We start from the raw sequence: 15,412 nt of genomic DNA, 5'->3' as shown, positions 1-15,412 counted from the left end.
ATATGTACAACAGCCGTCTTTCCGAGGAAAGGCGGCTGTTTTTAATTGATAAATGATAAACGAAGTTTCTTTTATCGTTGATGAAGAATCAGTTTATAATTTCATGCCCTCGCGCAAAAATTTCAAGGCATTTACCTCTCCATCGGAGACGCTGTATCCTTTTTTGAGCTTAAGGGGAGAGGAGGTGCGTCGCAGCAGGGCCTTAATGGTAGCCGTTTTTTTTAGGTCAGGCTTTTGTGCAAGCAGTAGGGCGATCGCTCCGCTAACGTGTGAAGTCGCCATGGAGGTGCCACTCATCTCGTGGTATTTTCCTTGCAGCCACGCGGACACGATTTTATCTCCAGGTGCATAAATATCGACAAATTGTCCGCGATTGCTAAAGGCAGGGATTTTCCGGTTGCGGTCGGTAGCTCCGACGGATATGGTTTGAGGATAACGGGCAGGATAGTCCACGGTACGGCGTTTGCCGTCGTTACCGGAGGAGGCAACAATAATGACACCTGCTTGGTTGGCCTTGCCTACTATATCCAGCAGCGTGCGACTTCGGGTTTGCATACCGAAACTCATATTGATGATATCGATCTCGGACCGCACGCACCAGTCGATGGCTAGAATGATATCCGACACAAAGGCGGATCCGTTGTGATCAAAGGCTTTGACTGGATACACCACAGATCTTGGAGCAACGCCAATCATTCCCTGCGTGCTGTTGGCAGCAGCGATGGTACCCGAAATATGTGTTCCGTGTCCGTTGTCATCATATGGCGGGATGTTCCGGTGGACAAGGTTAACACCTCGAGTCAGCGAATACTTCAGATCGGGGTGAGCAAAATCCACCCCCGTGTCGATAACGGCAATCTTCATGCGGTGTCCTGTCGAGACCGACCAGGACTGAGGGGCTTTGATTTGCTTGATACCCCATGGGATCCCGGTTAACGTTCCAATTGTCCCCTGTATGGCATGGATATGAACCTGTTCATCCTCTTCAACCATCAGTTCATTCCGAAACTCCGACTCAAACTTCGCGGTTTGGGGAGCTGGAGCGATGATGGTGCGGGTAAGCGGCGAATAGCTGACCGAACTCGGAAAACGCCTTTTCCCGACAAGTCGATTCCATTCGCGGATACATTCCTGGTACAGCTGAGGGTCATGAAACGTAAGGAGCCGCCGGTTCATTTCCCGGACGTTCCGCATAGGGTTCGTCTCTGTAAGTAGTGATTGCATGATCCGGGTGTAATCCATGTGTGGCAATCTCCCTTCCCGATGAACCGTTGCTTCAGTATTGTATGAACTGGGGAGAGTGCCCGAATGGGATGTTGCCCTTTTTCCGGGAAATAGGCCCTGTTTACCGTGTCAAAGCAGCAGGGCTAACATAAGATACATGGAGAGAACATCAAGGTTCTCTTATCTAATCCCGTAAGGAGTCGATCCTTGGGGCGGATACAGTCAGAAGACGGAGAGGAATAGTCTCCGTCTTTTTCCATTTGGTATCTGATGGGTAATGGTGCATAAAAACTTGATTTTTATTTCCAAATAGGTTTTACTTAGTTTTGATAATGGATATGTTGAGGGTATAACGTGAAGATTGTGTGAGAGGAAGTGTGCGTTAGTGAGTAATCCGCTCAATTTAAAGATCGATCCGGAGAAGATTCAGGAAATCCCCATGGTTGACCTGGCTTTTATGGTTCTGAAGGCGGCGAATACGCCGTATTATTACCGTGACCTTATGAATGAGGTGGCCAAGCTTCGCGGCTTTACGGAACAGGAAATTAACGAAACGATTGCCCAGTTATATACCGAGATCAATATAGACGGACGTTTCGCATGTGTAGGAACGAATCTGTGGGGACTGAAGCGCTGGTATCCGCTGGAGAAGTCCGAGGATCCGATTGCGAACGCCAAGCGTCCGCGGATCATCAACGATGAAGATGACGATGACGATGATTTCACCGATGAAGAGGATACTTATAGCGGTGACGATGCCGAGGAGGATTTCGACAGCATCGATGAGGAAGATGATGATCACGACGATCTCTTCCCGGATGATGATGATGCCGACGATGATGTAGATGAAGAGGTTGTTCTGGATGATGACGAATTGGATGACGAGGATTCGGAATCCGAAGAGGAAGACGATCTGGAAGATGAAGCATTTGAGGAAGACGATAAGGATTAATCCGTCAGGCAGCAGGGGCTTTAGGACTCGTCTGTGCTGATTATGACTGTGTTTTACAGTGTCAGGCCATTGGGGAATTTTGAGGTTGCTTCTTCTCTTGACAAGCAGACAAGGCACAGAGTAAACTATTGCTTGGGCTTATGATTGTGGATTAAATATGTTTAATATAAAAGTGCCCCGTTATTTATTCGGGGTCACTTTTTTTGTTTTTAAGGCTCAGAAAGTGTAAACTATCGCTAGCTTCTGGACCTAATAATGCAAGAGAAACTACCTTATCAAAAGCGGTCTGCTTCTGGAAGTTTGTCGATAGACATTTTTTCTTTGGGCTGTGGAGGCATCCTTCCTGTAGGGACTGGACTTTCATGGTCTCTTGCAGTGATTATTCCGCCGGTGGGGGAGACTCAGGTTTGCAGTTGTTTAAGATGAGGTATGGGAACCGCTCGTTTTGATGCCTCATAACGTATGCCGTGTTTAGCAGCTCGGTATGAGGATCATTTAAGCGTAATATATGCGGTTTGTAATAGGTCGGAGGTCAGCTCGCTCACCATTTTTGGAAGCGAGCGATGCTTTTTGTTGGTCCCTCTGATGAATCAGGGGAAAACGGGTTAGGATAAACATCATATGTCGCCTGAAGTTATGGAGATTATATAGGAGGGTTTTTAACAGTGACAAAGTATATTTTTGTAACAGGCGGGGTCGTGTCATCTCTTGGTAAGGGAATTACCGCCGCTTCGCTCGGTAGATTGCTTAAGAACAGAGGGCTCAAGGTAACGATTCAGAAATTCGATCCGTACATTAATATAGATCCGGGCACCATGAGTCCTTACCAGCATGGCGAAGTATTCGTTACGGATGACGGTGCGGAAACCGACCTGGACCTGGGACACTATGAGCGCTTCATCGATATTAACCTGTCGAAGAACAGCAATGTGACAACAGGGAAAGTATACTCTTCTGTTATCAGCAAGGAACGTCGTGGCGAATATTTGGGCGGTACCGTGCAGGTGATCCCTCATATTACGAACGAAATCAAGGAGCGCGTGTTCCGTGCAGGCCGTGAAGCGGGATCGGATGTGGTCATTACCGAAATCGGCGGCACGGTCGGCGATATCGAAAGCCTTCCTTTCCTTGAGGCGATCCGTCAGATTAAGAGCGACGTTGGCCGTGAGAACGTGATGTATATTCATGTAACCCTCATTCCATATATTAAAGCAGCCGGTGAAGTGAAAACAAAGCCGACCCAGCACAGTGTAAAAGAACTCCGCAGTATTGGCATTCAGCCGAATGTTATCGTGTGCCGCACGGAGCATGAGCTTTCAACCGAGATGAAAGCAAAAATCGCGCTCTTCTGCGACATCGACCCGAATGCGGTTGTAGAATGTCGCGATGCCTCCTCGCTGTATGAGGTACCGCTGAATCTGCGTGAAGAAGGCCTTGATGAAATTGTTGTCAATCATTTGAAATTGACCACCCCTGCGCCTGATATGAGCGAGTGGGAAGATCTGGTGGAGCGTGTATCCAAGCTGGAGAAGACCGTTGAGATTGCGATCGTCGGTAAGTATGTCGCACTGCACGATGCCTACCTCAGTGTTGTTGAATCCTTGTCTCATGCAGGCTTTGATGCTAATGCCGACGTGAAGATCCGCTGGGTGAATGCCGAAGAAATTACGGCAGACAATGTGGAAGAGGCGTTGAGTGGCATTGGCGGTATTCTTGTACCGGGTGGATTTGGAGATCGGGGTATCGAAGGCAAGATCAGCGCGATCCGCTATGCTCGCGAACGCAACATTCCATTCTTCGGCATTTGCCTTGGGATGCAAGTGTCCGTTATTGAATATGCCCGTTCGATTGTCGGTCTGAACGGCGCGAACAGCTCGGAGATCGATCCGGCTACCGAATATCCAGTCATCGACCTGCTGCCGGAGCAAAAGGATATTGAGGATCTTGGCGGAACCATGCGCCTGGGTCTGTATCCATGCAAGCTGGTTCCAGGATCGCTTGCCGAGTCCTGCTACCAGGACGAGCTGGTATATGAAAGACATCGCCACCGGTACGAGTTCAACAACCAATACCGCGAAGATATTGAAAAAGCAGGTTTGCGTATATCCGGTACTTCTCCGGATGGACGTCTGGTTGAAATCGTAGAGTTGCCAGGACACCCTTGGTTCCTCGCCGTGCAATTCCATCCGGAATTCACTTCCCGTCCGAACCGTCCGCAGCCATTGTTCCGTGAATTTGTAAAAGCCTCGATCCAGCATCAGGCATAACGAGAAGAGCCTCTTTTGAAGAGGCTCTTTTTTGCGTATAAATCCATTGTCATAACTACGGAGAGGGTAAGCTAAACGTTCGGAGCGGGTGTCCGGAGCTGTCGATTTCATATACAACAAATTCGCACATCTTTTTTTCTTACTTTTTTTAGTATAGGAAGGAATTCGACATCTGCAAGCGAATACAAATAATGGTCGGTTTATGGGAAAGTTAGGAACTTTCGAGTTTGCATATACTCATTGTACGATTTAAGTATCGGGGAGGTTGAAGGGATGAGCAAGGAAAGCAAACACAAAGTGTTGATTGTGGATGACCAGAATGGGATCCGCATCCTGCTTGTGGAAGTGTTCAGCAGTGAAGGATATGAGACGTTTCAGGCGGCCAACGGCAAGGCTGCACTTGAAATTGTGAAGATGCATGCCCCGGATTTGGTGCTGCTGGATATGAAAATTCCTGGAATGGACGGGCTTGAGATTTTGAAGCATATTAAACAGATGAATCCGGACATTAAGGTGATCATGATGACAGCCTATGGAGAGCTTGACATGATCAAGGAAGCAACCGATCTTGGTGCGTTGATGCATTTTACCAAACCCTTTGATATTGATGAGATGCGGCAAGCCGTCAATATGCAGCTGAAAGGGACCGCCAATAATATCGGTTGAATGATGAATTCTGCTCAAAGGGCGGAATTCTTTTTTTTGCCAGAATGTGAGGTCCTTCGCAGCAATTTAGGAAATGCTTGTTTAGTATTTATGACGCGATGTGGTATAATAAGTCCGTATGTTATATCGGCTAAAAACCATAGACAAACTAAGCATCTATAGGAGGATGAAACCATGCCATTAGTATCAATGACAGACATGCTGAACAAAGCACTCGAAGGTAAATATGCTGTTGGTCAATACAACATCAACAACCTGGAGTGGACATATGCGATTCTTGAAGCGGCTGAGCAAGAGAAATCCCCGGTAATTCTTGGTGTTTCCGAAGGCGCAGCTCGTTATATGGGTGGATTCAGCACCGTCGTACACATGGTAAAAGGTTTGATGGAGGACCTGAAAGTTACAGTTCCTGTTGCCATTCACCTTGACCACGGTTCAAGTGTTGAGAAATGTAAAGAAGCAATCGACGCTGGATTCACTTCGGTTATGATCGATGATTCCCACAGCCCGATTGAGACAAATATTGCAACAACGAAACAAGTCGTTGAGTATGCTCATGCCAAAGGCGTTTCCGTTGAAGCTGAAGTCGGCATGGTCGGCGGACAAGAAGATGACGTCATCGGTGACGTAATGTACGCGAAGCTTGACGATTGCGTTCGCATCGTGAACGAAACAGGCATCGACACATTGGCACCTGCGCTTGGTTCTGTTCATGGTCCTTACAAAGGCGAACCAAACCTTGGTTTCAAAGAGATGGAAGAGATTCGCAATGCTGTGAAACTTCCGTTGGTGCTTCATGGTGGTACAGGCATCCCGACACATGACATCAAGAAAGCTATCTCTTTGGGTACGTCCAAAATCAACGTGAACACCGAGAACCAAATCTCGTTCTCCAAAGTTGTTCGTGAAGTGCTTGCTGCTAAACCAGAAGCTTACGATCCGCGCACATTCCTGAAACCGGGCCGTGAGGCAATTAAGGAAACGGTTGTTGGCAAAATCCGTGAGTTCGGTTCCAACAATCAAGCTTAATCATTACTTGTAATTAAGTCGCTTGTAGTCCTAGTGGCCACAACATGACGATTGGAATCACCTAAGATTTTAGGCTGTCTTATGCTGCATACAATGAAATGGAAAGCACACCGCATAGCCGGTGTTTTTCCATTTCATTTATTAAGATATCAAAGTACAAGCGGGTTGTGAGCTTCACAACCGGATAATCGAGAACAAAAAAAGAACGCTAAATGCGGTCTGTCATCCTCTAAGGAACGTCGCTAAGACGTTTTTCTTGTATGACGGCCATCAGAACCATTTCCGGCTGCGAAGTGATGTAGGGGGACCCGAAAGCTTATGGAAAAATTGATGATCAGCGGTGGACGCCCACTGCGAGGCACTGTAACCATCAGTGGTGCCAAGAACAGTGCTATTGCGTTAATTCCCGCCGCAATCCTGGCGGAATCGGAAGTCGTACTTGATAATTTGCCGCTTCTCAGCGATGTGGCTGTTTATGCTGAGATCCTGGAAGAATTGGGCGGGCAAGTTTCATGGGAAGGCAATCAGATGAGAATTGACCCTTCTGATATCAAATCTATTCCGATGCCTAACGGACCCGTCAAGAAACTGCGCGCGTCCTACTATATGATGGGCGCCATGCTTGGAAGATTTAAAGAAGCCGTGATCGGCCTGCCGGGCGGCTGTAATTTTGAACCTCGTCCCATCGACCAGCACATCAAGGGTTTTGAAGCGCTCGGCGCAACCGTCACCAATGAACACGGTTCGATCCATCTGCATGCCAAAGAGCTGCGAGGCGCGAAGATCTATCTGGATGTGAGCAGTGTGGGTGCAACGATTAATATTATGCTGGCGGCTGCTAAGGCCAAAGGCTCCACAATTATTGAAAATGCGGCGAAAGAGCCTGAAATTATAGATGTTGCAACACTTTTGAATTCTATGGGAGCTGTCATTAAGGGCGCCGGAACGGAAACGATCCGGATTGAAGGCGTAACCGAGATGCATGGCTGCCGACATTCCATTATTCCAGACCGGATTCAGGCCGGTACATATATGATTGCTGCCGCAGCTACACGCGGCGATGTTCTGATTGACAACGTCATCCCGAAACATCTTGAAGCCCTTACGGCCAAGCTGATCGAGATGGGTGTTGGTATTGAGGAGCTGGACGAAAGCATTCGCGTGATCGGTAAGGACCGGTATCATCATGTGGACGTGAAGGCGCTTATATATCCTGGATTTGCAACAGATTTGCAATCACCGATGACCAGCCTGCTTACGCAAGCGGAAGGCGTTAGTGTCCTTAGTGATTTTGTATATAGCAACCGATTTAAACATGTTCCGGAGTTAGTTCGCATGGGGGCCAAAATCCGCGTGGAGGGACGTTCTGCCATAATAGAAGGCGGTCCGCTGAACGCAGCCAAAGTCAAAGCGACCGACCTGCGCGCAGGTGCGGCTCTTGTCATTGCGGGACTAACCGTACCCGAAGGGGTAACAGAGGTAAGCGGCGTAGAATTCATTGATCGCGGCTATGACCATCTGGTATCCAATCTGCGTATGCTGGGTGCCGACGTATGGCGTGAGACGGAGGAAGAGTGATTTTTTACCAAAATGAGGGAAATGTGTAGTTAAAACTGCATATCTCCCTCTGATTTGGGTAATGCTCCTAGTAAAGCTCTCATAGAATAATAGACTACATGACCGCAGGGATCTGCTGTGACAGAAACAAATAATTGAATAGGTGGTTATTGAATGGATTTACAAATAGCCGATTTGGAAGGCATGAAGCTGACGGATCTGTATAAGCTGGCCAAAAAGTATCAGATTCCTTATTATGGCCAGTTGAAGAAAAAAGAATTGATATTTGCCATTCTCCGGGCGCAGGCTGAACAGAGCGGCTTGATGTTCATGGAGGGCGTACTCGAGATTTTGCCGGAGGGTTACGGTTTTCTTAGGCCGATCAACTATTTGCCAAGCACGGAGGACATCTACATTTCGGCCTCCCAGATTCGCAAATTTGATTTAAGGACCGGAGATTTGGTTTCGGGCAAATGCCGGACACCTAAAGAGAACGAACGTTACTTCGGGCTGCTGCAGGTTAACGCCGTGAATGGTGAGAATCCTGCCGTCGCAGCGGAACGATTGCACTTCCCAGCCTTGACTCCTCTTTATCCGCAAGAAAAGCTTGTTCTTGAAACATCCCCTAATCAGTTGTCAACCCGAATTATGGATCTGCTTGCACCTGTAGGTTTAGGACAACGCGGTTTGATCGTAGCGCCGCCAAAAGCAGGGAAAACGCTCCTCTTAAAAGAAATCGCCAACAGCATCTCAACCAACAATCCAGAGATTGAACTGTTTGTTTTACTCATCGATGAACGGCCTGAAGAAGTGACGGATATGCAGCGTTCCGTTAAGGGCGAGGTGGTTGCTTCTACTTTTGACGAGCTTCCGGAGAACCATATTAAAGTGGCGGAACTAGTATTGTCCCGTGCCTTGCGGCTGGTGGAGCATAAGAAGGACGTTGTTATATTGCTGGACAGCATCACCCGTCTTGCCCGTGCGTATAACCTGGTCATCCCTCCGTCCGGCAGAACGCTGAGCGGCGGTATTGATCCTGCGGCATTCCATCGTCCGAAGCGTTTCTTCGGATCGGCGCGCAACGTGGAGGAAGGCGGAAGCTTAACGATTCTGGCTACGGCCTTGGTTGAAACCGGGTCGCGGATGGATGATATTATTTATGAGGAATTTAAAGGTACGGGCAACATGGAGCTGCATCTGGACCGTCGCTTCGCGGAACGCCGTATTTTTCCGGCGATCGACATTCGCCGCTCCGGCACCCGGCGTGAAGAGGTGCTGCTGAACAAGGATGAATTGGATACCATTTGGGCGATCCGTAAAAATATGAACGACTCTGCTGATTTTGTGGAAGGCTTCCTCAAAAAAATGCGTGACAGCAAGAATAACGCGGAGTTCTTGGCATCATTTGATGTGAATGCCAATAACGGCAGCGGAACCGGGGCTCAGGGCCAGACAGCCAGACGTCCATCGCGTGCATCTGCGGCGACGGCCCCTCAGAGCTAAGCCCTGAATCAACCGGAGAATAGGAGATCAACATGTATTTGGTTTATGCAGATGAACAAGGGAACGTATATGATCATTCCGAGCTGTTCGGGCTTGCCCGAAGCGGTGATATGATCGTTGAAATATTGGATGATGAATTGATACCTTTGCCAGAGGGAGCTACACTGGTCGGGCTGCCGAGCACCCGAGCGATCGGGATGGATCCGGAGACCGGTGAAATGATGCCGCTTGAGGATGGGTTTACCGCTGTCGGAGCGCTATTGCCGCAAGGCTATACCCGCTTGTGCTTGCCAGGGTACGTAAAGTCGGACAAGGAATATAAGCTGCCGCTATTTGGTTACTCGGCGGTCGTATGGAAGGATGGCGCCTTCTATACGACGGCGCGTTTATCCGATGACCCTGAGAAGTGGAACCCTGTGAACTGCGATCTGAACGATCTTGAGCTTGGGGTTAAGACGCTGAAGGAGAAATATCCGGAGAATCGGCTCTATGAGCATCTGTCTAACTGTGCATTAGGATATGAATGCCTGACGGCATCCAACACCTTCCTGAATCGCTGGGAAGGCGCTGTTCCCGTATCTTACTCCTGCAATGCCGGTTGCTTCGGTTGTATATCGGAACAGCCGGATGACAGCGGCTTTGTCGCGCCTCAGACCCGCATGAACTTCCGTCCGAGAGTGGATGAGCTGGTGCAGGTCATGCTGGAGCATCTGAAGACGCCGGAATCGATCATCAGCTTTGGCCAAGGTTGTGAGGGAGAACCCTCCACGCAGGCGAAGATCATTATAGAAGCCATGAGAGAAGTTCGGGCGCAGACTGATATGGGCTACATCAATATTAATACCAATGCGGGACTGACCGATTTTATCCGCGGCATCGTCGATGCCGGCCTTGATCTGATGAGAGTCAGCACGATCAGTGCATTGGATGATCATTATAACGCATACTACAAGCCAAGGGGCTATACGCTGGCCAATGTAGAGAAATCCCTTCGTTATGCAACCGATCAAGGCGTGTATACATCCATCAACTATCTGATCTTCCCGGGCGTGACCGATCGCGAGGAAGAGCTGGAGGCCATGATTGAGTTTGCCCGCCGCACGGGCCTCAAGTTAATCCAGCTCCGTAATCTCAATATTGACCCTGAGAGCTATCTCGAGCTTATTCCGCCTGCGCAAGGCGAGATTCTGGGGATGAAGCAGGCTATTGAGATTATGCAGGAGGAGCTGCCGGATGTGGTGATTGGCTCCTATACGCATGTGCCGCCTGCGGGACAGGCAAGGCCGAAGAAGAGACCTTCGATTATCTAGCAGAATCGTGCTGGCATTGCTTGTGTTAAAAACAGGTTAAAATTCCAGTTGCGGTCTTGTCTGATGATTTGTGTATGGGCTATTGCGCATTCAATATGCTCGTGATATACTCCATTTATGTGTCCATATAACTCTGGGTCCGCATGAGGCTCAGGGCGGAAAGAGGTGAAAGCTACAATGAAACAAGATATTCAACCGAAATATCACGTTACTACAGTTACTTGTGCTTGCGGTAATACGTTTGAAACAGGTTCTGTAAAACCAGATCTTCGTGTAGAGATTTGCTCGAACTGTCATCCGTTCTTCACAGGTAAACAGAAATTCCTGGATGCTGGCGGTCGTGTTGATAGATTCAAGAAGAAATACGGTATCTAATAAACAAACCCTTCGCCTTTGTGGTCGAAGGGTTTTTGTCTGTTTATAAGGCTGGCGGAGTATGCAACTTCTTCCGTCGGTTGCTTTTTTGATAGCCATGCGATATACTAAAGTTCGCCGTGCTAGACGGGGAGGTAGCGGTGCCCTGTAACTCGCAATCCGCTGTAGCGAGGTTGAATTCCTGTTAGAGGTATTGTCGATGTGAGGCTGGTCCCTGCGCTCAACGTTGACGGTTGGGTCCTCCGCAATGAGCACTTGTGAACCTGGTCAGGTCCGGAAGGAAGCAGCCATAAGCAAGATCGCTTTTGTGCCGGAGGGGTGCCTAGCCCGAGTTGTTGCTCAGGATTGCCGCTCGGATCGCAATTATCAATAACAGGTGCACGGTATACATATCTGCACATAACACCTTTGCCATATTGGCAAGGGTGTTTTTTGTCGAGATGGCTATATATTCAAGCTAATCCTTCATGTGTACTTTGGATAAAGTTTTCCAAGTAAACGTTTTGCTAAGGCAGGGGAAAGTAGTATAGAATGTAGTATAATATAACCGTTAAACTCACGCCTTTTCGGCTGGGATTGACCATGAATGCACAGTAAAGCACGCGAGAATCGGGCATAGTATATACTTTTGGTTTTCTCGATCTCGTGAAGTGGAAGTTGAAAGAGGGTAAAGCACAGTGGAACATATCGCGTTATATCGTGCTTGGCGACCACAGTCGTTCGGCGACATGGTGGGCCAGCAGCATATTATCCAGACCCTGCAGAATGCCATTCGCGAGCAGCGGGTTTCCCATGCCTACCTGTTCAGCGGTCCACGGGGTACGGGCAAGACCAGTGCCGCTAAAATTTTGGCCAAAGCCGTGAACTGCGAGCATGGTCCGGCTGAGGAACCCTGCAATGAATGCGAGGCCTGCCGGCGTATTACGTCCGGCGCCGTCATGGATGTTCAGGAGATTGATGCTGCATCCAACCGCGGTGTCGAGGAAATCCGTGATTTGCGGGAGAAAGTCAAATACGCACCGACCGAGGTGCGGCGTAAGGTTTATATTATCGATGAAGTACACATGCTGACGACGGAAGCGTTCAATGCCTTATTGAAAACGCTGGAGGAACCGCCGGCACACGTGATGTTTATACTAGCGACAACAGAGCCGCACAGGCTTCCGGCAACGATCATCTCACGCTGTCAACGGTTTGACTTCCGAAGGGTTTCCTTGGACGAACAAACCGGGCGTCTGGAGCAGATTTGCGGAGAAGAAGGCATTACGGCAGAGCATGAAGCGCTGCAGTATATCGCACGTCTATCGGATGGCGGTATGCGGGATGCATTGAGCATTCTGGATCAGATTGCTTCCTTCACTGGAGGCACGGTATCTTACCAGCAGGTGATGGACATGACGGGCGGTATTGCCTCGGAGCAGTTTGGCCGTCTGGCCAGTGCCGTGAAACAAGGGGATGCCGGACTTGTGCTGCAGATCGTGGAGCAGTTCATGCAGGAGGGAAAAAGTGCTGATAAATGCATGGAGAATCTCCTGTATTATTTCCGCGATTTGCTAATGATCAAGATGGTTCCTGGCGCCGACAAGCTGACCGATCGGGTTTTGAATCCGGCAGAGTTTCAGGAGATGGCGAATGCCTTCAGCCGAGATGAATTATTTCAAATGATTGATACGCTGAATCGGTATCAGAGTGAGATGAAATACGCCTCGCAGCCGCAAACCTTGTTTGAGGTAGCATTGCTTAAGCTTTCCGGTATAACCCAATCTGCGGGCGGGGCCACAGCTGCCCATAGTACGGCCGATGCGGGGGAACTCGCTCAGCTGAAGCAGCATGTAGCCTCACTTGAGAAAAAGCTGGAGCGACTGATACAAAACGGTGTTCCTGCATCGAGTCAACGCGAACCGGCCAAGTCTACCCGTACACCGGCACCGAAAGCAGCTTCATCAGCCAAGATCCCGCAGCATATGGATCAGTATGTATCTTGCCGATCCGGGGAGGATTATACCTCTGTTCATCGGCAGTGGGCCCAAATTCTGCAGAATGTGAAAGAGGAGAAGGTAACGGTCCATGCATGGCTGATGGATGGAGAACCCGTGTCCGTATGGGAAGACAAGGTTCTTGTCGCTTTTAAAAACAACATCCACCGGGAAACCACGGAGAAACCTGCCAATAAACAGGTGATTGAAGGGGTTCTTGAGTCTACGCTTGGCAAACCGTATCATCTGGTTACCATGATGCTTCGTGACTGGAGTGACGCGGTAGAAGGTGTGGGCAAGCCTCAGGCAGAAGAGCTTAAGCTGGAGCATGAAGAAGCGGATGCCGGTGGGGAAAAACCATGGATTGATGAGGCGATCCAGTTGTTTGGAGAAGACCTCGTTGTCATAAAAGACTAGCACGTCCCTACGTGCACCCTATTATAAGGAGAGATGAATCAATGAATAATATGAACCAAATGATGAAGCAAGTGAAAAAGATGCAGGAGCAAATGCTTAAGGCTCAGGAAGAGCTCGCTACGAAAACCGTTGAAGGAACTTCCGGCGGTGGCGTGGTTACCGTGGAAGCGAATGGTCATAAACAAATTCTGTCCATCAACATCAAACCTGAGGCGGTTGACCCGGATGATGTGGAGATGCTGCAGGATTTGGTATTGACTGCGGTTAACGATGCACTTGCCAAGGCTGAAGAAATAGCAAATGCTGATATGGGCAAATTCACAGGCGGCATGAAAATTCCGGGCTTGTTCTAATCTAACCTAGAAGGAGTAGTTACATTTGTACTATCCTGAACCGATCGCGAAGCTCATCGACGCCTTTACGCGACTGCCGGGTGTGGGGCCGAAGACGGCTGCCCGCCTGGCTTTTCATGTTCTGAACATGAAGGAAGATGACGTTATTGATTTTGCCAAAGCGCTAGTCAGTGTCAAAAGGAATCTGCACTACTGCTCCGTCTGCTGCAACATCACCGATACGGATCCATGCCGGGTATGTCAGGACAAAACCCGGGATCCTTCGACCATCTGCGTTGTTCAGGATGCCAAGGATCTCGTGGCGATGGAGCGTACGAAGGAATTCGATGGCTACTATCATGTCCTCCATGGAGCCATATCTCCAATGGAGGGGATCGGACCGGATGAAATCCGTCTGAAGGAGCTGCTGACGCGTCTTAGCGACGAGAGAGTGAAAGAGCTGATTCTGGCCACGAATGCCAATATTGAAGGAGAGGCAACGGCGATGTACATATCGCGTCTGGTCCGTCCTTTTGACATTAAGGTGACCCGAATTGCCCATGGACTGCCTGTTGGCGGTGACTTGGAGTATGCAGATGAAGTGACTTTATCCAAGGCGCTAGAGGGCCGACGAGAACTGAACTGATATTTTGTGATTCCTGCAACATCTGTTTGAGATTGAAAGCATATTTACGAGAACGAGCATCGGAAGCAATTCTGATAGCTCGTTTTTTCTTTATTTACTACATCGCGCAGAAAGTAGAGGATGGAAGAGTTCTTTTGGTTCTAAGTTTGTCCCTCTCTCGATATGAATGTTACAGACAGTCTTATTTAAGGGCAGTGTCTTAACATTCATATTCATAGGGAGTGAGCGGAATGAAGATATGGTGGAAGCAGTCGAGGAAGAAAGAAGAGGAAACGTATATCACGGCAGAGGACCAGGAACGGATGTGGCATGTCTTCCTGGACGTTCAGAGATCCCAAATGGAGTGGGAGCGAGCGCACTTGCTGTTTCAAGAGGCGACGGGACAGGATCAGATCGATTATGCGATCTACATGCTGGAGGCGGCGGAGCGCAAATACCAGATGAATCTCAAACAGGCCAAGCAGCTCAACCTGGATGGAGCAAGGATGCAATATATCGAGCAAAAAAGGGAGAACGGTTAAACGAGAGCTGCGAGGATTCTTAATGAAGGAGGAGTATCTATGAAAATGATTGTTCTGGGCGTGCTATGCATATCGCTTTTGCTGCTTATCTACGTTGTGTTTAGAAAGAAGCTAGGGTTGGGATGGTTAACCGTATTCGGTGCGCATTTGGCCCTCTCGGCTGTAGCTATCTATGTTGTGAATTTCACGGGTTTAGCAGCTGAAACGTATATTCCTCTGAATCCGATGACCATAGGAACCGTTATGGTTCTGGGCTTGCCGGGCGTGGCTCTACTAGTTGGTCTGAAAATAACGATATTAGGTAGTTGACGCAAGCATATATTCTATGATACATTAATGTTCGCCCGTTTGATTCTGGGTGATAGAGATTCACTGGTCAGGTAGAAAATTGGTTGAAAAAACAATCAAAAAAACCTCTTGACCAACAGCAAGCTAGTATGATATATTATAAAAGTCGCCGCTGAGATGCGGATGACAAACGAAAATGATTGATCTTTGAAAACTGAACAACGAGTGAGTGAGGATTTCACTAGTGAAATCCATTGTGAAATCATCATGTACAAGCCTTGGTTTGTTGGATGGTGGAACATAAAGAGAATTAATAAATTCTCGTCAGTTAAGAAATGAGCAAGTCGAA

The 15,412-nt window shown here is 48.6% G+C and carries 14 protein-coding genes and 1 other RNA gene; 14 read left to right on the top strand and 1 reads right to left on the bottom strand.

Annotation, left to right across the window (positions count from 1 at the left end):
• Positions 1-93: 93 nt before the first annotated feature.
• Positions 94-1,242 carry a S8 family peptidase gene (locus PLA01S_RS30080; protein ID WP_127595980.1) on the bottom strand — a complete coding sequence of 383 codons (1,149 nt, stop codon included), beginning with the start codon at positions 1,240-1,242 and terminating at the stop codon, positions 94-96.
• A 367-nt stretch (positions 1,243-1,609) separates the two neighbouring features.
• On the opposite strand from PLA01S_RS30080, the gene rpoE reads away from it, so the two are divergent.
• The 14 genes from rpoE (at position 1,610) to PLA01S_RS30010 (ending at position 15,084) form a co-directional block, all read left to right on the top strand.
• Entirely contained in the window at positions 1,610-2,176 is a 567-nt protein-coding gene (gene rpoE / locus PLA01S_RS30075; protein WP_100541585.1) for a DNA-directed RNA polymerase subunit delta, read from the top strand.
• 665 nt (positions 2,177-2,841) lie between these two features.
• Positions 2,842-4,443 (top strand): CTP synthase, encoded by a 1,602-nt coding sequence (gene pyrG / locus PLA01S_RS30070; RefSeq protein WP_071221150.1) that lies wholly within the window; start codon positions 2,842-2,844, stop codon positions 4,441-4,443.
• Between the two features lie 273 nt (positions 4,444-4,716).
• On the top strand, positions 4,717-5,109 hold the full coding sequence (locus PLA01S_RS30065) for a response regulator (protein ID WP_098741279.1): 393 nt from the start codon (positions 4,717-4,719) through the stop codon (positions 5,107-5,109).
• Between the two features lie 174 nt (positions 5,110-5,283).
• On the top strand, positions 5,284-6,138 hold the full coding sequence (gene fba, locus PLA01S_RS30060; RefSeq protein ID WP_076326392.1) for a class II fructose-1,6-bisphosphate aldolase: 855 nt from the start codon (positions 5,284-5,286) through the stop codon (positions 6,136-6,138).
• A 318-nt stretch (positions 6,139-6,456) separates the two neighbouring features.
• Positions 6,457-7,716: a UDP-N-acetylglucosamine 1-carboxyvinyltransferase gene (gene murA, locus PLA01S_RS30055; protein ID WP_127595977.1), complete on the top strand. Its 1,260-nt coding sequence runs from the start codon at positions 6,457-6,459 to the stop codon at positions 7,714-7,716.
• Between the two features lie 153 nt (positions 7,717-7,869).
• Positions 7,870-9,198, top strand: coding sequence for a transcription termination factor Rho (gene rho / locus PLA01S_RS30050; RefSeq protein WP_100541583.1), 1,329 nt, complete (start codon positions 7,870-7,872; stop codon positions 9,196-9,198).
• A gap of 32 nt (positions 9,199-9,230) precedes the next feature.
• A complete protein-coding gene (locus PLA01S_RS30045) occupies positions 9,231-10,508 on the top strand; it encodes a radical SAM family protein (protein ID WP_127595974.1) in 1,278 nt (425 codons plus the stop codon).
• Positions 10,509-10,685: 177 nt separating this feature from the next.
• Positions 10,686-10,883 (top strand): 50S ribosomal protein L31, encoded by a 198-nt coding sequence (gene rpmE, locus PLA01S_RS30040; protein WP_006207505.1) that lies wholly within the window; start codon positions 10,686-10,688, stop codon positions 10,881-10,883.
• Between the two features lie 117 nt (positions 10,884-11,000).
• An RNA gene (gene ffs, locus PLA01S_RS30035) (signal recognition particle sRNA large type) lies at positions 11,001-11,267 on the top strand.
• Positions 11,268-11,560: 293 nt separating this feature from the next.
• Positions 11,561-13,276 (top strand): DNA polymerase III subunit gamma/tau, encoded by a 1,716-nt coding sequence (gene dnaX, locus PLA01S_RS30030; RefSeq protein WP_127595971.1) that lies wholly within the window; start codon positions 11,561-11,563, stop codon positions 13,274-13,276.
• A gap of 41 nt (positions 13,277-13,317) precedes the next feature.
• Positions 13,318-13,629 carry a YbaB/EbfC family nucleoid-associated protein gene (locus tag PLA01S_RS30025; protein ID WP_009595540.1) on the top strand — a complete coding sequence of 104 codons (312 nt, stop codon included), beginning with the start codon at positions 13,318-13,320 and terminating at the stop codon, positions 13,627-13,629.
• 25 nt (positions 13,630-13,654) lie between these two features.
• Positions 13,655-14,254, top strand: a complete 600-nt coding sequence (gene recR, locus PLA01S_RS30020) for a recombination mediator RecR (RefSeq protein WP_006207509.1) — start codon at positions 13,655-13,657, stop codon at positions 14,252-14,254.
• 230 nt (positions 14,255-14,484) lie between these two features.
• Entirely contained in the window at positions 14,485-14,775 is a 291-nt protein-coding gene (locus PLA01S_RS30015; RefSeq protein WP_100541580.1) for a hypothetical protein, read from the top strand.
• Positions 14,776-14,814: 39 nt separating this feature from the next.
• A complete protein-coding gene (locus PLA01S_RS30010; RefSeq protein ID WP_100541579.1) occupies positions 14,815-15,084 on the top strand; it encodes a pro-sigmaK processing inhibitor BofA family protein in 270 nt (89 codons plus the stop codon).
• Positions 15,085-15,412: the final 328 nt, after the last annotated feature.

Origin of the sequence: Paenibacillus lautus NBRC 15380 (assembly GCF_004000945.1) — a bacterium.
GTDB lineage: Bacteria > Bacillota > Bacilli > Paenibacillales > Paenibacillaceae > Paenibacillus_AQ > Paenibacillus_AQ lautus.
Note: the sequence above shows the minus strand (reverse complement) of the source record. Positions and strands in the feature narration are given on the sequence as shown.